Source organism: Hydrogenophaga defluvii (genome assembly GCF_042665235.1).
In the GTDB taxonomy this organism is placed as follows: Bacteria; Pseudomonadota; Gammaproteobacteria; order Burkholderiales; family Burkholderiaceae_C; genus Hydrogenophaga; species Hydrogenophaga defluvii_A.
Map to the genome: position 1 here is coordinate 185,233 of NZ_JBHTBZ010000004.1, position 22,058 is coordinate 207,290.

At 65.2% G+C, this 22,058-nt stretch carries 23 protein-coding genes; 7 read left to right on the forward strand and 16 right to left on the reverse strand.

What is annotated here, in order from left to right; genetic code table 11:
- The first annotated feature begins 12 nt into the window (after positions 1–12).
- From ACFQU0_RS01515 to ACFQU0_RS01525, 3 genes are read left to right on the forward strand one after another with little or no spacing between them, the layout of a single operon-like run.
- A complete protein-coding gene (locus tag ACFQU0_RS01515; protein WP_382198169.1) occupies positions 13–1,089 on the forward strand; it encodes a branched-chain amino acid ABC transporter permease in 1,077 nt (358 codons plus the stop codon).
- A gap of 32 nt (positions 1,090–1,121) precedes the next feature.
- Positions 1,122–3,248, forward strand: coding sequence for a D-(-)-3-hydroxybutyrate oligomer hydrolase (locus tag ACFQU0_RS01520; protein ID WP_382198171.1), 2,127 nt, complete (start codon positions 1,122–1,124; stop codon positions 3,246–3,248).
- 37 nt (positions 3,249–3,285) lie between these two features.
- A complete protein-coding gene (locus ACFQU0_RS01525; RefSeq protein ID WP_382198173.1) occupies positions 3,286–4,128 on the forward strand; it encodes an alpha/beta fold hydrolase in 843 nt (280 codons plus the stop codon).
- Positions 4,129–4,234: 106 nt separating this feature from the next.
- On the opposite strand, the gene ACFQU0_RS01530 is transcribed toward ACFQU0_RS01525, so the two are convergent.
- From ACFQU0_RS01530 to ACFQU0_RS01570, 9 genes are all read right to left on the reverse strand, one after another.
- Positions 4,235–4,843, reverse strand: a complete 609-nt coding sequence (locus tag ACFQU0_RS01530; RefSeq protein ID WP_382198175.1) for a glutathione S-transferase — start codon at positions 4,841–4,843, stop codon at positions 4,235–4,237.
- Positions 4,844–4,854: 11 nt separating this feature from the next.
- Complete coding sequence (locus tag ACFQU0_RS01535; RefSeq protein WP_382198177.1) at positions 4,855–6,558, reverse strand: FAD-dependent oxidoreductase; 1,704 nt, start codon at positions 6,556–6,558, stop codon at positions 4,855–4,857.
- The gene (locus tag ACFQU0_RS01540; protein WP_382198179.1) at positions 6,555–7,286 is read right to left on the reverse strand and encodes an SDR family NAD(P)-dependent oxidoreductase; all 732 of its coding nucleotides are present in this window, start codon (positions 7,284–7,286) and stop codon (positions 6,555–6,557) included. Before ACFQU0_RS01540 ends, ACFQU0_RS01535 begins: the two co-directional genes overlap by 4 nt.
- Before the next feature lie 7 nt (positions 7,287–7,293).
- A complete protein-coding gene (locus ACFQU0_RS01545; RefSeq protein ID WP_382198181.1) occupies positions 7,294–8,046 on the reverse strand; it encodes an SDR family NAD(P)-dependent oxidoreductase in 753 nt (250 codons plus the stop codon).
- 24 nt (positions 8,047–8,070) lie between these two features.
- Complete coding sequence (locus ACFQU0_RS01550) at positions 8,071–8,814, reverse strand: SDR family NAD(P)-dependent oxidoreductase (protein WP_382198183.1); 744 nt, start codon at positions 8,812–8,814, stop codon at positions 8,071–8,073.
- A gap of 63 nt (positions 8,815–8,877) precedes the next feature.
- Positions 8,878–10,002: a C4-dicarboxylate TRAP transporter substrate-binding protein gene (locus ACFQU0_RS01555; RefSeq protein WP_382198184.1), complete on the reverse strand. Its 1,125-nt coding sequence runs from the start codon at positions 10,000–10,002 to the stop codon at positions 8,878–8,880.
- 52 nt (positions 10,003–10,054) lie between these two features.
- A complete protein-coding gene (locus tag ACFQU0_RS01560) occupies positions 10,055–11,365 on the reverse strand; it encodes a TRAP transporter large permease (RefSeq protein WP_382198186.1) in 1,311 nt (436 codons plus the stop codon).
- Between the two features lie 13 nt (positions 11,366–11,378).
- Positions 11,379–11,885 carry a TRAP transporter small permease subunit gene (locus tag ACFQU0_RS01565; protein WP_382198187.1) on the reverse strand — a complete coding sequence of 169 codons (507 nt, stop codon included), beginning with the start codon at positions 11,883–11,885 and terminating at the stop codon, positions 11,379–11,381.
- A gap of 1 nt (position 11,886) precedes the next feature.
- Positions 11,887–12,660, reverse strand: coding sequence for an SDR family NAD(P)-dependent oxidoreductase (locus tag ACFQU0_RS01570; protein ID WP_382198188.1), 774 nt, complete (start codon positions 12,658–12,660; stop codon positions 11,887–11,889).
- Between the two features lie 163 nt (positions 12,661–12,823).
- Here ACFQU0_RS01570 and ACFQU0_RS01575 point away from each other — a divergent pair, with 163 nt between their 5' ends.
- On the forward strand, positions 12,824–13,510 hold the full coding sequence (locus tag ACFQU0_RS01575) for a GntR family transcriptional regulator (RefSeq protein WP_382198190.1): 687 nt from the start codon (positions 12,824–12,826) through the stop codon (positions 13,508–13,510).
- Between the two features lie 90 nt (positions 13,511–13,600).
- Here the strand turns inward: ACFQU0_RS01575 and hemH are convergent, their stop codons facing one another.
- Positions 13,601–14,692 (reverse strand): ferrochelatase, encoded by a 1,092-nt coding sequence (hemH, locus tag ACFQU0_RS01580; RefSeq protein ID WP_382198192.1) that lies wholly within the window; start codon positions 14,690–14,692, stop codon positions 13,601–13,603.
- Positions 14,693–14,710: 18 nt separating this feature from the next.
- Here hemH and ACFQU0_RS01585 point away from each other — a divergent pair, with 18 nt between their 5' ends.
- The 3 genes from ACFQU0_RS01585 to ACFQU0_RS01595 are packed head-to-tail and all read left to right on the forward strand — an operon-like array spanning position 14,711 to position 16,541.
- A complete protein-coding gene (locus ACFQU0_RS01585; protein WP_382198194.1) occupies positions 14,711–15,406 on the forward strand; it encodes an HAD family hydrolase in 696 nt (231 codons plus the stop codon).
- Between the two features lie 25 nt (positions 15,407–15,431).
- Entirely contained in the window at positions 15,432–16,082 is a 651-nt protein-coding gene (locus tag ACFQU0_RS01590; protein WP_382198195.1) for a glutathione S-transferase family protein, read from the forward strand.
- 33 nt (positions 16,083–16,115) lie between these two features.
- Positions 16,116–16,541, forward strand: a complete 426-nt coding sequence (locus ACFQU0_RS01595; RefSeq protein ID WP_382198197.1) for an META domain-containing protein — start codon at positions 16,116–16,118, stop codon at positions 16,539–16,541.
- Between the two features lie 7 nt (positions 16,542–16,548).
- On the opposite strand, the gene hpnE is transcribed toward ACFQU0_RS01595, so the two are convergent.
- From hpnE to ACFQU0_RS01625, 6 genes are all read right to left on the reverse strand, one after another.
- On the reverse strand, positions 16,549–17,847 hold the full coding sequence (gene hpnE, locus ACFQU0_RS01600; protein ID WP_382198199.1) for a hydroxysqualene dehydroxylase HpnE: 1,299 nt from the start codon (positions 17,845–17,847) through the stop codon (positions 16,549–16,551).
- Positions 17,844–18,707 (reverse strand): presqualene diphosphate synthase HpnD, encoded by an 864-nt coding sequence (gene hpnD / locus ACFQU0_RS01605; protein WP_382198201.1) that lies wholly within the window; start codon positions 18,705–18,707, stop codon positions 17,844–17,846. The genes hpnE and hpnD overlap by 4 nt, the downstream gene beginning before the upstream one ends.
- A 99-nt stretch (positions 18,708–18,806) precedes the next feature.
- Positions 18,807–19,418, reverse strand: a complete 612-nt coding sequence (locus ACFQU0_RS01610) for a chemotaxis protein CheC (RefSeq protein WP_382198203.1) — start codon at positions 19,416–19,418, stop codon at positions 18,807–18,809.
- Between the two features lie 2 nt (positions 19,419–19,420).
- Positions 19,421–19,783 (reverse strand): response regulator, encoded by a 363-nt coding sequence (locus ACFQU0_RS01615; RefSeq protein ID WP_382198205.1) that lies wholly within the window; start codon positions 19,781–19,783, stop codon positions 19,421–19,423.
- Between the two features lie 38 nt (positions 19,784–19,821).
- Entirely contained in the window at positions 19,822–21,447 is a 1,626-nt protein-coding gene (locus ACFQU0_RS01620) for a sensor domain-containing diguanylate cyclase (protein ID WP_382198207.1), read from the reverse strand.
- Entirely contained in the window at positions 21,425–21,949 is a 525-nt protein-coding gene (locus ACFQU0_RS01625) for a putative pterin-binding protein (RefSeq protein ID WP_382198209.1), read from the reverse strand. The genes ACFQU0_RS01620 and ACFQU0_RS01625 overlap by 23 nt, the downstream gene beginning before the upstream one ends.
- Positions 21,950–22,058 lie beyond the last annotated feature (109 nt).

Here is a 22,058-nt window from a genome sequence, read left to right on the forward strand (position 1 = left end):
GAGAGGCCTCAGATGTTTTCAAGAATCCTCTCCCACGACCTGCCGCGCAGCCGCTGGCTTGCATTGATGTTGGTGGGTATCGTGCTGGGCCTGGCATTTGCGCCTTTTCTGTTCACCGGCGTCAAGTCCATCAACGTGGCGGCCAAGGTGCTGATTTTCATTTCGCTGGTGGTGAGCTTTGACCTGCTGCTGGGCTACACCGGCATCGTGAGTTTTGCCCACACCATGTTCTTCGGCATTGGCGCTTATGGCCTGGCGATTGCGCTCAATGCCATGGGCCCCACCTGGGGCGCCATCGCGCTGGGCACGGTGTCGGCGCTGGCCATCTCGCTGGTGTTGTCGCTGGTGATCGGGCTGTTCTCGCTGCGGGTGCGTGCCATCTTTTTCGCCATGATCACGCTGGCCGTGGCCTCGGCCTTTCTCACACTGGCCTCGCAGCTGTCGGACATCACCGGCGGTGAAGACGGCCTGAGCTTCAAGGTGCCCGAGCTGCTGACGCCCGGCTTCGCGCTGATGGAAGACGACTGGGAAGGGCCCTTTGGTGCGGTGGCCTTCAATGGTCGCTTCATCACCTACTACCTGCTGTTCGCGGTGGTCACGGGCATGTTCCTGGTGATGCTGCGCATCGTGAACTCGCCCTTTGGCCGCGTGCTGCAGGCGATCCGCGAGAACGATTTCCGCGCCGAGGCCCTGGGTTACCGCACCGTGGTCTACCGCACGCTCTCCAACGTGTTGGCGGCGTTGTTCGCCACCCTGGCGGGCTGCCTGCTCGCGCTCTGGCTGCGTTACAACGGGCCCGACACCTCGCTGTCTTTCGAGATCATGCTGGACATCCTGCTCATCGTTGTCATTGGCGGCATGGGCACGCTCTACGGCGCCATCCTGGGCAGCACCCTGTTCCTGCTGGCGCAAAGCTACTTGCAGGATTTGCTGCGCCTGGCCGGCAGCGCCACCGAGGGCCTGCCGCTGCTGCCTGCCTTGCTCACACCCGACCGCTGGCTGCTCTGGCTGGGCCTGCTGTTCGTGTTGTCGGTCTACTACTTCCCCACGGGCATCGTGGGGCGGCTGCGTGACCGCGCCAGGCGCTGAACCGTCCCCATTCACACAAGAGGTGACATCGGATGAACCAGAAAAAAACATGGGTCCGCATGGCCCCGGCCGCGCTGGCTTGGCTGGGCCTGAGCGCCTGCGGCGGAGGCGACACCGCCCTCAATGTGAAACCTGCCTGGCTGGGCCAGGTGGCTGCCGCCAGCCTGGACGGCAACAGCGATGACCTGTTGACCGCAGGCCTGGGTAAAAGTGGCCTGGCCGCGCCGCTGGCGCCTGCCTACGCCGACCCGCTGGCGCCCACGGCTGCCGAACTGCGCCGCACCGCCATCCACACCAACTACCGCGCGCTGGTGGACATGACCGAAGCCGGTGGTTACGGCGTGTTCTACGGCCCCAACGTGCGGGCGGATGGCACCGTCACCACCGACGAAGGCAAGATCGCCGGCCGCGAATACCACGCCTTTGCCGACGATGGCACCGGTCGCCTCAACGTGGGCCTGATGGTGCAGGTGCCTGCCAGCTTCAACCCGGCCAAGCCCTGCATCATCACCGCCACCGCCTCGGGGTCGCGCGGGGTGTACGGCGGCATTTCCACCGGCGAATGGGGCCTCAAGCGCGGCTGTGCCGTGGCCTACACCGACAAGGGCACGGGCGCGGGGCCGCACGACCTGCAGAACGACACCGTGCCGCTGATCGACGGCACGCGCAGCAGCGCCACCGCAGCCGGCAAAAACGCCGCGTTCAACGCCGGCCTGTCGGCCACCGAGCTGGCCGCCTTCAACACCGCCACGCCCAACCGCTTTGCCTTCAAGCACGCCCACTCCGGCCAGAACGTTGAAAAGGACTGGGGCCAGAGCACGCTCAAGGCGGTGGAGATGGCTTTTTATGTGCTGAACGAGCAACTCGGTGAGCGCGACCTGCTGGGCCAGCGCTTGCAGACCTTCCGCCCATCCAACACCCTGGTGATCGCGTCCAGCCTGTCCAACGGCGGTGGCGCCGCATTGGCCGCAGCCGAGCAGGACAGCAAGGGCCTGATCGATGGCGTGGCGGTGTCCGAGCCTGCCGTGGAGCTGCCCGCCAACCACGGCGTGACCGTGCAGCGCGGCAACACCCCGGTGGCCGTGGTGGGCAAACCGCTGGTGGACTTCACCACCTACGCCAACCTCTACCAGGCTTGTGCGTCGCTGGCGCCTTCGGTAGCAGGTGGCCCGTTCGCTGGCGCGTTTGCCGCCGGTTTTGCCAGTGCCGCTTTCCCGGTGGCCCCCAACCGCTGTGCGGCCCTGAAGGCCCAGGGCCTGCTGAGTGCCGACACCACCGCCGCCCAGGCCGAGGAGGCGCTGGGCAAGCTGCTGGCCTATGGCTGGGAGGCCGATGCCTCGGAGCTGCACCCGTCGCACGCGGCTTTTGAAGTGGCCCCAGCGGTGGCCACCACCTTTGCCAACGCCCACGCCCGCGCACGGGTCAGCGACAACCTGTGTGGCTTCAGCTACGCCGCCACGGCAGCGACCGGGGGTGTCACCACGCTGGCACCGGCCTCGCTGGCCGGTATGTTTGCCGTGGGCAACGGCGTGCCGCCCTCCACCGGCGTGAACCTGGTCAACAACAATGGCGCGTTTGGTCCGGCACGCGACTTCCTGTCCTTCAACGCACAAGGTGTGGCCGACTGGAACCTGGACGGTGCGCTGTGCCTGCGCAACCTTGTCACCGGCTCCGACGACTGGGCCAAGCGCCTGCAAGCCGGTGTGGACGAAGCGCGCCGCAATGGCAACCTGCGTGGCAAGCCGGCCATCATCGTGCACGGCCGCAACGACGCGCTGCTGCCCGTCAACCACACCTCGCGCCCCTATGTGGCGCTCAACCGCAAGGTGGAAGGCAGCGGCAGCCGGCTCAGCTACGTGGAGGTGACCAACGCCCAGCACTTCGACGGCTTCATTGGTCTGCCCACCGTGCTGCCGGGTTACGACAGCCGCTTTGTGCCGCTGCACGTCTACCTCAACCGCGCGCTGGACGCCATGTACGCCCACCTCGACAGCGGCGCGGCACTGCCCCCCAGCCAGGTGGTGCGCACCGTGCCACGCGGTGGCACGCCGGGTGCGGCGCCCGCGCTCACGCCCGCCAACCTGCCCGCCATCGCCACCCAGCCCGCTGTGGCCGACCGCATCGTGGTGGGCAGTGGCAGCGTGGCCGTGCCCGACTGAGCCCCACCGTTTCCCTACTTCTGAACAAGGCAGCCCCATGTCGCCCGAGTCTCGTTACCTGACCTGCGAAGGCCGCGAAATCCACTTCATGGAGTGGGGCGCGCAGCACACCGACACCGTGATCGCCTGGCACGGTCTGGCCCGCACCAGCCGCGACATGGACGAGCTGGCCGAGCACCTCAGCACCCGCTACCGGGTGATCTGCCCCGACACCATTGGCCGGGGCCTGAGCCAATGGAGCCCGCAGCCCGAGAAGGAATACAACCTGGCCTTCTACAGCCGCCTCGCGGTGGCTTTGGTGGACCAGCTCGGGCTGCAGCGCTTTCATTGGGTGGGCACGTCCATGGGCGGTGCCATTGGCCTGGTGTGCGCGGCCGGGCCGCTCAAGGGGCGCATCACGCGCCTGGTGCTCAACGACATCGGCCCCAAGCTGGCGGATGCCGCCATCCAGCGCATCCGCAGCTACGCCGGCAGCCCGCCCGCCTTTGACACGGTGGGCGAGTTGGAAGCCTATTTCCGCACCGTGTACAAGCCCTATGGCTGGCTGAGCGACGCGCAGTGGCGCCGCCTCACCGAAACCTCCACCCGCCGCCTGCCCGATGGCCGCGTCACCCCCCACTACGACCCGGCCATGGTGCAGCAGTTTGTGCACCACCCCACCGACTACGACCGCTGGGACGATTACGAGCGCATCGACGTGCCGGTGCTGTGCCTGCGCGGCGAAACGTCCGATCTGCTGCTGGCCGACACGGCCGACGCCATGCGCGAACGTGGCCCACGCGCGCTGGTGGTGACCGTGCCCGGTTGTGGGCATGCGCCGGCCCTCAACGTGCCGGACCAGCTGGACCTGGTGACGCGGTTTTTGGCCGGCACACACTGAGAGCCTGAGCGTTTTTCTCGGCCGGTCTGCGGCGGGTGTTGTATGCCGTCCGATGCCGGTGGGTGGACGCGCCGGTATTTGCTGTCTTGCGCGGCCAGCCGTGGTTTCAGCCTTGCAGGCTCCAGGTCATGCGCATTGCTGGCCGCTGGCTGTACGCCGCATACCAGGCGGCCACTTGTGGGGAGCGGTCGCGCCAGCCGATGTCGGGGAAACGCAGATCCAGGTACCACAGCGCACAACCCACCGCGATCGTGCCGATGTCGACCCTGTCGACAAGATTTTGCGGGGCAACGTCGAGCGCCGCCAGCGACGTGTGGACTTTGTCGAGTTGTGCGGTCTTCCAGTCGGCCCACTGGTATGGCTCGGGGCGGGCCACGTCTTCGTAGCGTGCCAGCAGGGCGGCGTCGAGCATGCCGTCCCCTAAGGATTGCAGCGTGAGAGTTGCCCAGCGTTGCGGACCGCTCGGAAACAAAGTGCCTTTGGCCAGGTCGTTGAGGTACTCGCAAATCACGCGGCTGTCGTACAACGACTGCCCGCTGTCTGTGAAGAGGGTTGGTACCTTGCCGAGCGGATTGACAGCAATGATCTCGCGGTCGCGGTTGACCGGGTGGGCGTTCGACGGAAGCAGCTGGATTCGATCGTTCAAGCCCAGTTCCATGCCAGCAACCAGGCATTTGCGAACGTAGGGCGAAAAGGGTGAAAAAAGAATCTTCATGGTGTTGTGTTTTAAGCAGGTTGACGGGCCAGGTGGCGCGCGGCGATCCAGCCAAAGGTCATGGCTGGTCCCAGGGTGATGCCGGGTGCCGGGTATTGCCCGCCCATCACCGAATGCATGTCGTTGCCGGCGGCGTACAGCCCGGTGATCGGCTGGCCTTGGGTGTCCAGTGCTTGAGCATTTTCATTGCAGCGGATACCCAGCGCGGTGCCTATGTCGCCGGCATACACCTTGACCGCATAGAACGGTCCCTGGTGCAGCGGCCCCAGGCACGGGTTCGGTCGGTGTTCGGCGTCACCGAGGTACTGGTTGTAGGCCGTGCTGCCCTTGCCAAAATCCTCGTCGTGACCGGTTTCGGCCCAGTGGTTGAAGCGCTCGGCCGATCGCGCCAGCGCCGCAGCCTCGATACCCAACTGACTGGCCAGTGCGGCCAGACTGTCGGCTTTGAAGAGATAGCCGGCGCGGACCAGGTGCTCCCGTGGGCGCCCGCCCGGCAACGCCAGCCCCAGGCCCCAGCGTTCCATGAAAGGGCTGTCGCAGAGTAGGAAGGCTGGAAAGGTTGGCACGGTCTTGTTCGAGCGGTACATGCCGTTGACAAACTCGTGGTACGAGGTCGATTCGTTGACGAAGCGTTCGCCCGCACCATTGACCGCCATCAGCCCCGGTTTGGCGCGATCCCATACCAGGTGCGGGTAGCGCAGTTCACTGCCATCAGGGCGTTTGAGAATCGACACGGGGGTCCAAAACGCTGGCGACACATGGCCGCTGCCCAGGGTGGCGCCCACCTCGCGAGCAAGCTGGATGCCGTCTCCGCTGTTGCCCTGCGGCACCATCGACCACGGGCCGGTGGGTTTCGGGTAGTGGGCCTGCCGCAAGCTGTCGTTCCAGGGAAAACCGCCCGTGGCCACCACCACGCCTCGCCGGGCATGGATCGACACAGGCTGGCCATCGCGGACCACGGTCACTCCGACCACACGGCCAGCCTCCAGGTGCAATTGACGCAACGGGGCATTGAGCCAATAGGGGACGCCTCGGTCGAGCGCGCTTTTGAACAGGCGCGCGGCCAATGCGTTGCCCAGCACCAACCGCGTGCCGCGGTGGTGACCTCGAAGCCGATCAGCAAAGTAGCGCAACACCAGCTTCATGCCTTCGCGCCAGGATTTGAAAGAGCGCGTGACCGCCAGCAGATGTTTGGCATCGGTCATGGTGATCATCATGCCGCCGAGCACCATGAACTCGGGCAGCGGGTCCCGCAGGTTGCGGAAGTGTTGGTCCAGTAGCCGGCCGTCGAACATCAGCGGGTCTAACGAACGGCCGCCCAACGCTGCGCCTTCCCGGTCCGGGTAGTAGTCGGGTGAATAGGTGCGGGCCGCAAGCTTGACCTCAGTGTGTGTCTCAAACCACGCGACCATCGCCGGCGCGGCGTCGAGAAACGCGTTCTGCATCGCCAGTGGCGCCGCCTCACCCACCACGTTGCGCATGTAGGTGCGCACCCGCTCGGCGGTGTCCGGATGGCCTACCTGCGCGGTCTGGGCGTTCAGCGGCGCCCACACCGCGCCACCAGAGACCGCCGTGGAGCCACCGACGCGATCGGTCTTCTCGACGACCAGCACTTTCAAGCCTTCTGCGGCGGCGGTGACGGCTGCTGAAAGACCGCCCGCACCCGACCCCACCACCACGACGTCGTATTCAGCGTCCCATGTTCGCGGCGTCATGAGGTGGTGCCTCCAAGCGATTTACCACCATCGACAAAAAGTACCTGTCCGGTGATGAAGCCGGTTTGCGGTGACACCAGAAAGGACACCGCCTGAGCGATGTCCTCTGGCCGACCGGCCTGCCCGGTCGGCTGCAGGGCCAGCTGTGCGGCGAGGCGCTCAGGCGTGAGCGCGCGCAGGATGGGCGTGTCGATCAGGCCGGGCGCGATGGCGTTGACCAGGATGCCACGGGGCGCCAGTTCCATGGCACTGGCGCGGGTGTAGCCCACCAGCGCCGCTTTGGACGCCACATAGTGTGGGTGGTTCTTCGCACCGAGGTAGGCGCGCGAGGCGATGTTGACGATGCGACCACCGTCCGGCATGGTGCGCACGCTCTCCTGCGTCAGCGTCGCTACCGCGATCAGGTTGACCTCGTAGGCGCGGCGGAAGTCGGCGTTGCTGACGTCCAAAAACTTGCGCTCGTCGAAGATGCCGGCGTTGTTGACCAGCGCGCTGATCGGACGCAGTCCACGCACCAGGGCACGCACGGCGGCCTCGTCGGTGAGGTCGACCACGTGGGCGGAAACGGTCAGTCCCTGGTCACGCAGGCGCGCGGACTCTTTTTGTGTCAACTCGGCGTTGCGGTCCACGAGCGCCACCTCGAAACCGTCGCGCGCCAGGCGTTCGACCGTGGCCAGGCCCATGCCGCTGGCGCCGCCCGTGACCAGGGCCAAAGGAAGTTGTGTCATGTTTGTCTCAAGCGGAAAGGAAACCACCGTCCACCGGCAACACCACGCCATTGACGTAGCTGGCCATGGCGGACGCCAGGAAAAGAATCGGGCCGACGACCTCGGCCGGCTCGCCCCCGCGTGCCATCGGCGCACGGTTCATGAACCAGTCGGTACCGCCCGGTGTGTCTAGCTGCGGGCGAACCATCTCGGTCAACATCAGACCAGGTGCCACCGCATTGACGCGCACCCCGTGCGGCGCCAGTTCGCGTGCACTCACCTGGGTGAAGGAGCGCACCGCGCCTTTGGACGCCACATAGGCCGGCGTTGAAATTCCGCTGGCGAACGATACGATGGACGCCAGGTTGACGATGTTGCCGCGTGTGCGCTTGAGTGCCGGAATGAAGGCGTGGGTGACGTTGAACACCCCGTCGAGGTTGACCCGCATGATGCGATCCCACAACTCGGGTGCCTGCGGATCGTCCAGCTTGCCACGGCCGGAGATACCGGCGTTGTTGACCAGCACGTCGATCGCGCCGATGCGCGCTTCGATGTCAAGTGCCCACGACGCCGTGGCTGTGCGGTCGGTCACATCCACCGCCTCGGCCCATGCCTGACCGCCGGCGGCAACGATGCGACCAGCTACCTCGGTGGCCCGTTCCAGTGAGATGTCGGCCACGATGACACGTGCACCTTCGCGTGCAAAGCCCTCGGCAATCGCCGAGCCCAGGCCACCGCCGGCACCTGTGATCAGGGCCAGCTTGTTGTGCAACAGATTCATGGTGTTAAGAAGAGAATGAATAAATCAGATGCTTGTGGCGCCGCCGAGTGAACGCCCACCGTCCACCAGCAGCGTTTGGCCGGTGATGAAGTCGGCTTCGGGTGCCGCCAGGAAAACCACAGTGCGGGCGATGTCGGCCGGTGTGCCCAGGCGCCCCAGAGGCTGTAGGGCGCGCAGCCCATCGAGGTTGGTGTCCGAACGCGCCTTGAGCATGTCCGTCTCGATCACGCCGGGCGCCACGGCATTGACCGTGATGCCCTGCGGCGCCAGTTCCAGCGCCATGGCGCGGGTCAGGCCCACCACTGCCGCCTTGGATGCGACGTAGTGCGGGTAATGACGCGCACCCAGCATGGCACGCGAGGCCAGGTTGACGATGCGCCCGCCCTGCGGCATGCGTCGCGCCACGGTGCGCGAGAGCGTGAACATGGCCACCGTGTTGACTTCGTACATGCGGCGGAAGTCCGCCGCATCAACTTCGAAAAACGGCTTGACCTCAAAGATGCCGGCGTTGTTCACCAGCACCGACAGCGCCGGTAAGCCACCTACCAGCGCAGCCACCGCATCTTCATCTGTGATGTCCAGCGTGTGCCCGTGGGCGGAAAAACCAGCATCGCGCAAGGCAAGTTCGGCAGTGCGCACGCCGGCCGCGTTGCGGTCGAGCAGGTGCACCACATGGCCGGCTTGAGCCAGCTGGCGGGCGATTTCCAGCCCTATGCCTGCGGCAGCGCCGGTGACCAGGGCGTGTGAAGCGAGGGGGGGTGTGGCCATGGGGATTTCAAGCCAAGCCGGCACGTCATTGGCGTGCCGGCTTGGGGCAGTTTCAGGTGAAGATCAGAGCCCGAACTTGGCCGGATCGAGCTTGCTGTAAAGGTTGTCGTGGAGCACCTTGTAGACCGCATCGTCGCTGTTGCGGTCCACGCCCTTGAGCAGGCCTTTCCACTTGGTTTCCAACTCGAGGTAGGCCTTGATCAGGTCGGTCGGGTCGGCGATCTTGCGCGATTCCATCGATGCCTTGGGCAGGTTGTCGATGGTCTGTTTGTTGTAGGTGGCCAGGCGCGCCTTCAGATCGGCTGACGGCTCCACCAGTTCGAGACCGCGCTTGCGTGCGCCGTCCAGCGCCTCCTGCACGCTCTTGTGATAGGCCACCTGGGCACGTGCGGTGGCTCGGGCCATGGTGTCGAGCAACATCTTGCGTTCGGAAGGCTTGAGGCCTTTCCAGAAGTCCGGGTTGTAGATGTAGTTGGCCCCCACCACCACGCCCATTGGCAGCAGGGTGACGGACTTGGCTACTTCCCAGAGCTTGGCGCCTTTGTCCAGCATGGACGGGTCGCTCATCGAGCAGTCAATGGAGCCGCGTTCGATGCCCGAATAGATGTCGGGCGAAGGGACCGACACCGGCACCGCGCCGATGGCTTTGACCCATTCTGACTGTGCGCCACCGGCGGTGCGGATCTTCAGTCCCTTGGTGTCGTCGAGTTTGCGGATCGCTTTGCCACAGATGAAGTTGTACACCGGGGTCGAATAACCACCACCGAACACGCCGCCATTCTTCTTCCACTCTGCTTGCAGCTTGGGGTGTGTCATGGCGAGTTCGGTGTAAGCGAAAGCCGCTGCGATGTCGTCGTCGGACACGAAAACCAGGTCATTGACGACGTTGTTCAGTGGGAATTCAGCTGGCGTGTAGGCGGGATAGACGATGCCGACCACTGCCACGCTGTCGCGGATGCCCTGCATGGTGGAGCGGGCCGGCACCAGTGAACCGTTGGAGTGCACCTCGAACTTTAGTGTGCCGTTGCTGGCCTTGGCCACGTCGGCCGCCCACTGCTGGTAGGTGACGTCGTTGAGGATGTGCACCGGTGCCATCCAGTTGGTGGCCATGTGGGCCTTTTGCGCCAGCGCGGCGCCCGAGACAGCGCACAGCGCGGCCAAGGCAATGACGTGTTTGACAGATTTCATGGTGTCTCCATTGGGTTGGGGTGAAAACGAAAGCGTTGATGACATGCCGGTGCTACTTGGCCAGCAGGTCGGGCAGCCACAGGCTGATAACAGGAAACGCGATCAGCAGGCCGAGGGTGACGAGGTCGGCCAGAATGAAACCGCCGACACCACGGAAGATGGTGCCGAGCTGGATGCGGTCACCTAGTGAGCTCTTGATCACATAGACGTTCATGCCCACCGGCGGTGTGCACAGCCCGATCTCCAGCAGTTTGATGACGATGATGCCGAACCAGACCAGATCGACGTTCATCTGATTCAGGATGGGCAGCAGCAGCGGCATGGTCAGCAGCATGATGGAGACGCTCTCCAGCACCGTGCCCAGCAAGAGGTAGATGGCGGCGATGGCCAGCATCATCACGATCTGGCTGTCGGTGACACCCATCAGCCATTGCGACATGCTGGCCGGCAACTGGCTGTAGGACATGAAGCGCGCGAAGATGGCTGCACCCACCACGATGATGAAGATGGCCGATGTGCCCTCGGCGGTGTCCACCACTGCCTGGCGGAAGGTATCGCGGTTGAGCGAACGCCGCCCAGCCGCGATGACACAGGCAATGGCCGCCCCGATCGCGCCTGCTTCGGTTGCAGTAAAGGCACCCGAGAAAATGCCACCGAGTACACCCACGATCAGCACCGGCAGTGGCCACACATCCTTAAGCGCAGTAAGTTTTTCTTCGCGGCTGTAGACCGTGTGATCACGCGGCGCCAGCTTCGGGTTGATCACCACCCGCAGGGTGATGTAGCCGATGAACATCAGTGCCGACAGGATGCCGGGCACCACACCGGCCATGAACAGGCGCGAGATCGACACGTCGGCCATGATGCCGAAGATGATCATCAGGATGGAGGGGGGAATCAGCGATCCCAGCGTGCCGGCCGAGGCCACGCAGCCCGTGGCCAGCGCCGGGTCGTACTTGGCCTTGAGCATCTCGGGCACCGAGATGCGCGAGAACGCCGCTGCAGTGGCCACGCTGGAGCCTGACGCCGAGGCAAAAAATGCGCTTGCCAGCACGTTGGCTGACGCCAGCGAGCCAGGCACCCGACCCAGGAAGATGCGGGCCGAGGCGAATAAGCCGTTGGTCAGGCCGGTGGCCGAGGCCACGTAGCCCATCAGCAGGAACATGGGTACGGCGGACAGGTTCCAGTCGCCAATGAGTTCGTAGGGGATGGTCTTGGCGATGCCGAAGGCCGCATTGGAGGACGTGATGGCAGCGATGCCGGCCATGCCGACGAGGCCCATCGCGATGCCGATGGGCACGCGCAGAAAGATGAGGACCAGCGCGATGCCGACGCCGATCAGGCCAATAAGGGTACGGTCCATGGTGTGTGCGGGTTCAGACGGTTTCGGCGTGACCGTGTTCGGCCTTGCCGCCGGTCAACAGGATGAGCAGGCGCAGGACGAGCGCCGCAGACGCGGCCAGCAAGCCCAGCGGAATGAGGAAACGGCTGGGCCACACCACAACCTTCCAAACACCGTCGATGTATTCGCGGTTCTCCAGCGCGGTCAGAGCGATCTTGACGCTCTGCCAGGCCAGAAAGGCATAGAAGACGATCGACAGCAGTGTGGCCAATACATCCAGCGGACGTTGCAAGCCCTGAGGCAGGCGGTCGTACAGCAACTCGACCACGATCGGCCGGTTGTGCACCTCTATGTAGGCCAGCGGCAGAAACACCGTGCCGATCATGTAGTAGGCCGCCACCACTTCGGCGGTGCCGGGAATCGGTTGCTTGAAAAAGTACTTCAGCACCACGTCCAGCGTCACGTGCACCATCATCAGCACCAGCGACAGGCCGGCAACGTAGGCCAGCACGCTGGCGAAATGATCAGAAAGTCGCTTCATGTCATTGCATCCGGTAGCCGCCGTTGACGTCGATGACGTTACCGGTGATGTAGGCAGCACCGGGCGACACCAGGTAGTCCACCGCTGCGGTCACGTCGTCCACCGTACCGATGCGGCCCAGCGGAATGTTTTGCGCCGCTGCGGCCAGCGCGCCGCTGCTGGTCACGGTGCTGCGCAACATTTCAGTGTCAATCAGGCCCGGGGCGATAACGTTGGATGTGATACCCAGGTGGGCGGCCTCGCGTGCGAAAGCCTTGGCGTACCCCATGACGGCCGCCTTGGCTCCGATGTAGGCAGCGCTAGAGCGGTAACCCCCGAGTTGCGCGGCCACCGAACCAAAAAACACCACCCGGCCATGGGGCACGGGTTTGGCCTCGCGGTGGCGCAGAAATTCGCGACTGCACAAAAAGGCACCGCGCGTGTTCACTGCATAACTGCGCTCCCAAATGTCCGTCGTCATGTCCTTGATCAGCGGGCGCTCGCCACCAGGCATGATCAGAAGGCCGGCGGCGCACACCAGCACGCCAACCGGACCAACCGAGGTCTCCAAATCGTTGAACAGGCCCACCACGGCGGCCTCGTTGGCCACATCCACGGCACGCGCTATGTGGTCTTTCCCGAGGTCGGTTGCCACCCCGGCAGCGTTTTCGCTGTCGATGTCGGCGACCACCACACGGAAGCCGTTTTGGGCCAGATGGATACATAAGGCCGCGCCGATGCCGCGGCCGCCTCCGGTGACCAGGGCTACTCGTCCCGCGTTCACTGCTGTGTTCATGTGCTGCTTCCAGGTCAAGGGCCACATCATGTGGCTGAGGTCGCAATCATGTATACATGAGACTCAATTTTTGATCAGTATTTACCCTGATATGGCTGAAATTTTGGCCTTCGTGTATACATGTTGGCTTATATTGGGGTGTCCAACTTCCTTGCTTGCCGACATGCAGACCCTGTCTCAGAACGTCACCGATACCTTGCGCGGCTGGATTCTTCACGGGCGTTTCAAACCCGGTGAGCGGATTGAGGAAATACCGATTTCGCTGGCCATAGGCGTGTCGCGAACGCCGGTCCGTGCGGCTCTGGCGACGTTGGCCAGCGAAGGTCTGATCGACCACCAGCCCAAGCGCGGCTATCTGGTCAAGGTGTTCGCGCTAGGTGACATCCTGGCTGCCTACGAGGTGCGCTCGGTACTTGAGGGTCTGGCCTGCCGGGCAGCCGCGCAGCACGGACTGGACGACTCACAGATCGTCACCCTGCGCAGCTGCCTGGTCGAAGGCGACCGCCTCCTGGGCAAGGGGCATCTTGATCCCGACGATCACGCCCCTTATCAGAAGGTCAATGTGGACCTCCACAACACGGTCATAGCGGCCGCGCGAAACCCCTGGCTGGGGCGCTTTGCCGAGCAGGCTCACAATATTCCCTACGCATCGGACCGCATTGTGTTGTGGGAGGACCATGCGTTGATCCTGCGTTCTCACGGCGACCATCACCGCATCGTGGACGCCATCATTGAGCGCGATGCGGCACGGGCCGAGTCCCTGATGCGTGAGCACGTCTACTACGCGGGTGTGATCCTCAAGAACAACTTTGAGCGCTTGTTGGCCCAGCATGGGCAAGCGGCGGAGTAGCGCCCGACTGCGGCAGCCACCTGTTCGTTTGGGCAGCAGCCCGCGCTGGATTGATTCAGACCCATTGCCGCCGACGAGGCCCGAAGCGCCTCAGCGCACCGCCCCCATGGCCTTGGCGCGCGCCAACGAATCGCGGGCAGCGGCTTCATCGGGCGCGGCCCGTGTGGGCCAACCCGCCAGATGCTGTTCGCTCAGGTCGGCCAGGGCGCGAATCCATTCGTTGCGGTCGTTCAGGCAAGGGATGTAGTTGAACTGCTCGCCACCGGCGTGCAGGAAGGCTTCGCGCGCTTCCATGTTGATTTCTTCCAGCGTTTCCAGGCAGTCGCTGGTGAAGCCGGGGCACATCACGTCCACGCGTTTCACACCCTGCTGGCCCAGCGCGATCAGCGTCGGTTCGGTGTAGGGCTCCAACCATTTGGCTTTGCCAAAACGCGACTGGAAGGTGACCACATACCGGTCTTTGGTCAGGCCCAGCGCCTCCGCCAGCAGGCGGCCGGTTTTGTGGCATTCGCAGTGGTAGGGGTCGCCCAGGTGCAGGGTGCGTTCGGGCACACCGTGGAAGCTCATCACCAGTTTTTCGGGCTGGCCGTGGGCCATCCAGTGGGCGCGCACCGAGGCGGCCAGCGCGGTGATGTAGCCGGGGTCGTCGTGGTAGCGGTTGACGAAGCGCAGCTCGGGCAGGTGGCGCACCCGTTTGCCCCAGTCGTACACGGCGTCCATCACGCTGGCGGTGGTGGTGCCGCTGTACTGCGGGTACATGGGCACGATGAGGATGCGGGTGGCGCCTTCGGCCTTGAGCGCGTCCAGCTGCGAGGCGATGGACGGGTTGCCGTAGCGCATGGCATAGCGCACCTCGACCTTGTGGCCTTTTTCGCCCAGGAAGCCGCGCAGCAGGGTGGTCTGTTTTTCGGTCCACACCTTCAGCGGTGAGCCCTCCGCAGTCCAGATGCTGGCGTATTTGGCGGCCGATTTGGCCGGCCGCACGCGCAGGATGATGCCGTGCAGGATCAGCCACCAGAGGGGCTTGGGGATTTCCACCACACGCGCATCGCCCAGGAACTCGGCGAGGTAGCGCCGCACGGCGGGTGCGGTGGCCTCGTCGGGCGTGCCCAGGTTGCACAACAGGATGGCGGTTTTGGCCGGCTGGCCATGGGTGTACGGGGGTTCGGGGCGGAATGGCATGCGGTATTCTCCCCGACCATGCTGAACCCATCGCGCATCAAGGCCATCACCCTGGACCTGGACGACACCTTGTGGCCCATCTGGCCCACCATCGCCCGCGCCGAAACCGCGCTGACCGACTGGCTGGCCGACCGGGCGCCCGCCACTGTAGGGCTGCTGGCCCAGCCCGAAGTCAAACGCCAGATACGCGCCGACACCGAAGCCCAGTTCGCCCACCTGGCACACGACCTGGGCGTCATCCGCCGCGAGGCCATCCGCCTGGCCTTGCAACGCGCAGGTGACGACCCGGCCCTGGCCGAGCCGGCGTTTGAGGTGTTTTTCGATGCGCGGCACCAGGTGGACTTGTTTGCCGACGCCTTGCCCGCGCTGGAGGCCCTGAGCGCCCGCTACCCGCTGGTGGCCCTGACCAATGGCAACGCCGACATTGGGCGCGTGGGCTTGGCTCGCTATTTCAAGGGCGCGCTGAGTGCACGCGAGTTTGGCGTGGGCAAGCCCGATCCGCGCATCTTCCATGCCGCCGCCGCCCTGGTGGGCACGGCACCTGAGGACACACTGCACGTGGGCGACGATGCCCACCTGGACGGCGTGGGTGGCCTGGGCGCTGGCATGCAGTTCGTGTGGGTCAACCGCGCGGGCCACGATTGGACACACGCTTCCTGCCAACCCCACCTCACCGTGGCCGACCTGCAAACCCTGGTCGATCGCCTCGTCTGACCTGACCTTCCACATCACACACACCATGAGCCTCACCATCCACGGCATCGTTGCCTCGCGTGCGGTGCGCCCGCTGTGGGCCGCCGCCGAACTGGGCCTGCCCCTTGAGCACCTGCCCACGCCCTACAAAGACGGCGCCACCCGCACGCCCGAATTTCTGGCCCTCAACCCCAACGGCCACATCCCCGTGCTGGTAGACCACCGGCCCGATGGCGATGTGGTGGTGTGGGAGTCCATGGCCTGCACCCTGTACGTGGCGCGCCACCACGGCGGGGGCGATGGCAGCGACATCGCGCCCGCCAGCGCCGCCGAAGACGCCGACGCCCTGCGTTGGAGCTTCTGGACGGTGACCGAACTGGAGAAGGACGCGCTGACGGTACTGATGCACCGCGTGGCCATGCCGGCCGATCAACGCAAGCCGGAGCTGGCCGAAGCGGCCGAAAAACGCCTGCATGTGCCGCTGCGGGTGCTGGAGCAGCACCTGCAACACCAGCAGGCGCGTGGCCAAAGCCACTTGGCGGCCGACCGTTTCACCGTGGCCGATCTGTGTGTGGCCAGCGTGCTCAACTGGGCGCGCGCCGCCGACCATGTGCTGACCAGCTACCCGCTGACCCACGCCTGGCTGCACGCCTGTGTGAGCCGGCCCGCTCTGGCGCAGCTGCGTGCCAAGGCTTGAACCACCTGAACGGACGGCAACCGGGAGACTGTGATGAAAACACTGAGCGTTGTGTTGGGCTTGTCTGCGGTGCTGGCTGGCTGTGGCCACCAGCCCCAATCCCTGCCCACCCTGGCCTCATTGCAGGCCTTGCCCGGCACCCAATGGGTGCCGGCCGACCCCGCGCTGGCCTTGTTGCCCCTGGGGCAGCGGCCTGAACTGCAGTTCGTCAGCCCCACGCAGGTGATCGGTCACAGCGGATGCAACCGGTTTGCCGGTGCCTTGCACCTGGGCGGCGGCGGCCTGCAAATGGGGCCGCTGGCGGGCACCCGCCGTGCCTGTACCGACGAATTGATGGTGGTCGAGAGCCGCGTGTTGCGCGCGCTGGATGCGACCCGGGGTGGGCGCCTGGAGCCCGGTCAATTGGTGTTGCTCGATGCCCGTGGCGCGGAACTGATGCGCTGGGTGCAGCGGCACTGAGCGCGCGTCAGTCGCTCCGGGCACCGGCCGCCAGGCCGCAGCGCACCGCACCTTCCAGCGTGGCCGGGTAGGGGCCTGCCACAAAATCGGCCACGGCCCACAGACCGTTTCCCATGTGGCTGGGAGGGCGTTGGAGCTGGGGTGTGCAGGCGAAGGTGGCGCGTTTTTCCACCACGGTCTGCAGCACGTTGAGCGGCCCCAGGCCCAGCGCCTGGGCTTGTGTGAGCACGTCTGCCTGCAGGCGTTCGCGGTCATTGCCGCTGGCGCTGACCACAAAAGCCAACAAACCTTTGGGCCCGCCCAACGCGGCTTTGTCGAACACAAACTGGGCCGGCGCGTTTGGCCCGTGGCGCAGGGCCAGCATGGCCGCACCTTGCGGCAGCGGCCGCTGTGCCAGGGCATAGACGGTGGCGATGGCCTCGAACCGCAGCGCCTGGGCCTGCGCTGTCCAGGCAGCAGCGGCGGGCAAGTGTTTTGCCACGGGTTCGAGCAGGCGCGCCGACGCCCCCGGCGGTGTGGCCAGGAGCACGCGGTCAAACGGCTCGCCGTCCACCAGCCAGCCAGATGCACTTGCCAGCAGCGTGCCCACGCGCCGGCCGGTGTGGACCTGTGCGCCGCGTGCCTGCAGCCAGCGTTGCGCCGGTTCGGGCAGCAATTGACCCAGGGGCACGCGTGGCAACAGCAAGGTGGCGCCGTTCCACGGGCCGTGGCCGGCGCCAAACAAGGCGTCTTTCAGTACCCGCAGAAACACCTGCGCACTGGCCTGGTGGGCGGCGGTGTTGAGGGCCGACACACACAGCGGCTCTATCAGGTCCTGGAACACCTGGGCGGGCAGGCGGGCGCACAACTGCGCCACCGTGAGCTGCGGATCGCAGTAAAAGCCGCCGAACTGCCAGCGCAGCGAAGCCGTGGTCAGCGACAGCTTCTCGCGCCAGCCCCAGCCGGGTGTGGTGGCGATGGCGGCCAGGGCATCGAGCGGCGCGGGCCAACGCGCGGCCCAAGTTGGCGTGCGCAGGCCTGTGCCGTCGGCGAAGGGCAGGGCCAGCGGCAGGGCGTGCAGCACCGTTTCGGGTGGTGCACCCAAACGCGCCATCAAACCCAGCGTGGCGGTGTAGGCGCCGATCAGGATGTGCTGGCCGTTGTCCACCGCCAGCGGCCCCGTGGGGGTGTCCAGCATGAGCGTGCGCGCGCGCCCGCCGAGGGTGCGTGCGGCCTCAAACAGGGTGACGTGTTGTCCGGCCCCGGTGGCCGCCACGGCTGCCGCCAGGCCCGCCCAGCCCGAACCGATCACCGCTGTTCTGGTCACAGCCGGCCCAGCGCTTGCACCTTCCAGGCGAGCCAGAACTTGCGCAAGGGCGTGAGTGAAACCCGTTGGGTCAGCACCAGCACCGGGTCGTTGGCAATCTCATGGAGCAGCGTGCGGTAGATGCTGGCCATCATCAAGCCGGGTTTCTGCGCGCGTTTGTCGGCGGCCGGCAACAAGGACAGGGCGAGGTCGTAGGTGGCCTGGGCGCGGTCGATCTGGAAACGCATCAGTGCCACAAAACGGGTCTCAAAGTCGGGTTCGACCGCCCCCTGGCCTCGCTTGATCAGCTCATGGGCCTTGACGTTGAATTGCTGCAACTCGTTGATGGGCAGGTAGATGCGACCGCGCATCGCGTCTTCGCCCACGTCGCGCACGATGTTGGTGAGCTGCAGCGCTCGACCCAGGGTGTGGGCGTAGGCGGTGGTTGCCTCCTGCGTCTGGCCAAAGATGCGTGCCGACACCTCACCCACGATGCCCGCCACCAGGTGGCAGTAGGTGCTGAGGTTGGCGAAGTCGAGGTAACGGCTTTGATCCAGGTCCATCTGGCAGCCATCGATCACCGCCAGCAGGTGGCGCGATTCGATGCCATAGATCCCCAGATGTGGCGCCAGCGCCCGCATGACAGGGTGTTGGGCCTGGCCGGCAAAGGTCCGCGCCACCTCGGCACGCCACCATTCGAGCTTGGTCTGTGCCACGCCCAGGTCGGTGGTTTCGTCCACCACGTCGTCAATCTGTCGGCAAAACGCGTAAAAGGCCGTGATGGCCGCGCGACGGGGTGCGGGCAGGAACAGAAAGGCGTAATAAAAGCTGCTGCCTGAGGCGGCAACCTGTTGTTGGACGGTTTGTTCTTCGGGGCTCATCGGCGGCGGCGGTTTGGGGGGAGTTTAAACACCGCACGTGCCCAGGGCCCACGTGAGGGGGTTCCGCCGTGCCGCTGTCCGCCTGCGGCTGCGGTGCGTCTACGCCACCGTGGTGGGGCGGCCCAGCATCTTGTCCAGGCACAGGCGCAGCGTTTCGAGCGAGGTGGTGTTGAGCACAAACACCACAAACCCCTCGATATCGCTGCTTTTGAGTTCAAAACGGATGTGCAGGAACACCACCAGGTGGTTCTGGATGCGGGTGCGCAAGATGCTGCGGCCGTCGCCAATGTTCACGTCGGGGGTGCCGAGGTCGAATTCGTTTTGCAGCAGATCGGACAGCGCGGCGATGCAGGCGTTGAGCATCACGTTGCCGATCTCGGTCATGGCATCGCGCTCCAGTCCCGAGAGTTGCTCCTCGGGCACCGACTGGCCGGCGACGATGCGCACGATCTCCAGGCTTTTTTCGCTTGGGAAAATCAGCAGAGCGTCGCCTTTGAACACGCCGTCAAACGGCTGGCGCACGGCATAAAGCCGGGGGTTAGCGGCATTGAGTTCCTGGGCCGCTTCGCTCACGGTGAGCAGGCTGACGTGGGGCACCGACAACAGCACCTCGTCACCCACCAGGCCACTCATGGCCGCAGCGGCTTTGCCCACGCCGATGTTGAAGATCTCGGACAGGGCGTCCAGTTGGTCGTCGTCGAGCTTCAACATGGTCAGACTCCTGCGCCTTCGGCGATGGCTTTGAGCGTTTCGGCCGTGATGGGTTTGGGCAAAAAGGGGATGCCGGCAGCCCGTGCACGCTCCTGGATGGCGGCCTGCACGTTGGCGCTGAGCAACACGATGTGGGCCTTGGGTTGCAAGGCGCGCAGCGCGATGGCGGCATCCAGGCCGTTGATGCCCTGCATGTTGTAGTCCATGGACACCACGTCCAGCGGTGTTTCGCGGGCAATGAGCAAGGCTTCGTCGCCGCTGGCCGCTTGCAGCACGTTCCAGTCGGGGTGGTGCTGGTCAACCAGACCTTTGAGGAGCATGCGCGACATGCGGCTGTCGTCGACGATGAGAAGTTGGATGGGCATAGAACAGACTCTGGGCAACAAGCCTAATTTAAACCAAGTTACAAATCCAGCATTTCCGGTAGGTATCGCACGGCGCGGTTGCGGCCTTCGGCCTTGGCGCGGTAGAGGGCCTGATCGGCCTGGGCCAGCAGTTGCGCCAGGGTTTGCGTCGGCGGCTGGAAGCTGGCAACGCCCAGCGAAGCGGTGAGGCGCAGGGTTTGTCGATCCGGCAACGGCAGGGTGATGGCCGAGATCGCCTGTCGGAGGCGCTCGCCGGTGTCCAGCGTGCCCTGCAGGTCGGCGTTGGGCAGCAACACGGCGAATTCTTCGCCACCCATGCGCCCCACCACATCCGCATCGCGCAGCACCGACTGGATGGACCGTGCCGTGGCGCGCAAGGCCTCGTCGCCGACTTGGTGGCCGTGGCGGTCGTTGACGGTCTTGAAATGGTCGATGTCGATCATCAGCGCGCCGCAGGCGTGGCGGTAACGGCGGCAGTGTTCGAGCAGCACTTCGGCCTTGTCGAGAAAAGCCCGCCGGTTGTTCAGGCCCGTCAGCGCGTCGGTGGTGGCCAGCAGGCGCAGTTCGTGCTCCAGCCCCTTGTGGATGCTGATGTCGAAACCCCAAATCAGGTGGCACAGGCGGCCTTCGACTTCGATGAGCTGGCCGGACAGCGAGCTCCAGTAGGGCGGCGTGGACGCGATTTGGGCCTCCACACCATCGATCTGGCCCGACTCGTCCAGTGCCTGGCGCAGCGCCTGGCCGGTCGCGGCATCGTGCAGCAGGTCTTGCAGACGCAAGGTCTGCGGCTGCTGGTGCATGCCCAGACGCTCCATCAGCCGGCGGTTGATGTAGTGGACCTGACCCCCTAGCGCATCGATCAGCGCAACGTCGCTGGGGCTGGCGTCCAGGATGAAGGTCAGCAGGTTGTGCGCTTCATCGATTTGTCGGGTGCGCTCGCGCACGCGGGTTTCCAGGAGCTGGTTGGCCTCATTGAGGGCCTGGGAGGTTTGGAGCGCGACCTCCCGGTCTTTGAGCGCCCGCCAGATGATGATGCCCGTGCCGACCAGCACCACGATCAAGGCTAGGCTCAGCAGTGTGAAGCTCAGCAGCAGACGCAGGCGTTGTCGGTCCGCTTCCAGTGTGCTGGCCAGGTGCACATCGGCCACCGCCTGGGCAATGGGCTCTCGAAACCGTTGCAACCCGGTGGCCACCTGACGCAGCGTGGCGGGGAGGTTGGCGTTGTTGGGCTGTTCCAGCTGCTTCGCGCTGGCGTCAACGGCGCGCGCCAGTTCATCGAGTGTGTTGGCCGTCTCGGGCAGGGTGTCCCGGAACTGGACATTGACCTTGGGTGCCGTGGGCGAGTGGTCGAGCACGCTGTACAACACCTCCAGGCGCAGCACCAGCTCGTCGATGCTGGTGTCGCCCGCGGCCGCTTCCTGTGCCAGCAGGCTCACCCGCGACAACTCGTTGTTCACGCTGGCGATGTACCACAGGTCGTTGTGCTGGCTGGGCCGTGAGAGCAAACGGGCCTGGTGTTGTGCCAGCCACAGCGCCGAGGCCGCCACCACGGCCATCAGGAGCACGACGCCCAGCACCCAGCGCAGCATGCGCAGGTGGCGTGTGCCCATCAGCTGTTGACCGGCAAACAGCTCCTGACCGCTAGGGGTTGACGCGGATTTCATGGACCTGCCAGATCGATCGGTTCAGGTAGTCCTGCGCGTCGAGCTCGGGGTGCTGATCAAAGGGGTAGATGAGGATGAGCGGCCCCTTGTCGCGCACGCTCAAGGGTTTGCCGTCCCGCCTTGACGCCAGCACGGGGTCGTAGCGCCGCAGGTCGCGCATGGGCACGGACACCGCGTAGTTGTTCAGCGCGATCAGCTGGACCTCGGCATCGGGGCCGGCCCCCAGCAGGCCTGCGATGTGGCTCAAGGGGACGCCGCTCCAGCGGTGGCGGCCACTCAATCCCAGGCTGGGCGGCAGCTGTGTCTCCAACGTCTTTTGGGGCATCTGGTCGAGCGCCTGGAGGTCGCAGGGGGCGGTGGCACTGCGCGAGGTGCGCAGCACCAGCACTGGCCGGCCCACGGGTTTGGGGCACAAGGTCTGGGCGTTCAGGGTCGGGTGGCAGGCCCATGCCCATGCGCCCACCAGGCCCAGAAACGACCTGCGTTGTTTGATGGTGTTCACCGCAATCCCAACTTGACGACTTTTTTGAAGGTGTGTGGGAACATGTCCCCAACAGGTTTTAAAAGTGTTTAACCGTTCAGATTAGCACAGGCGGCGGGGTGGTTTCGGT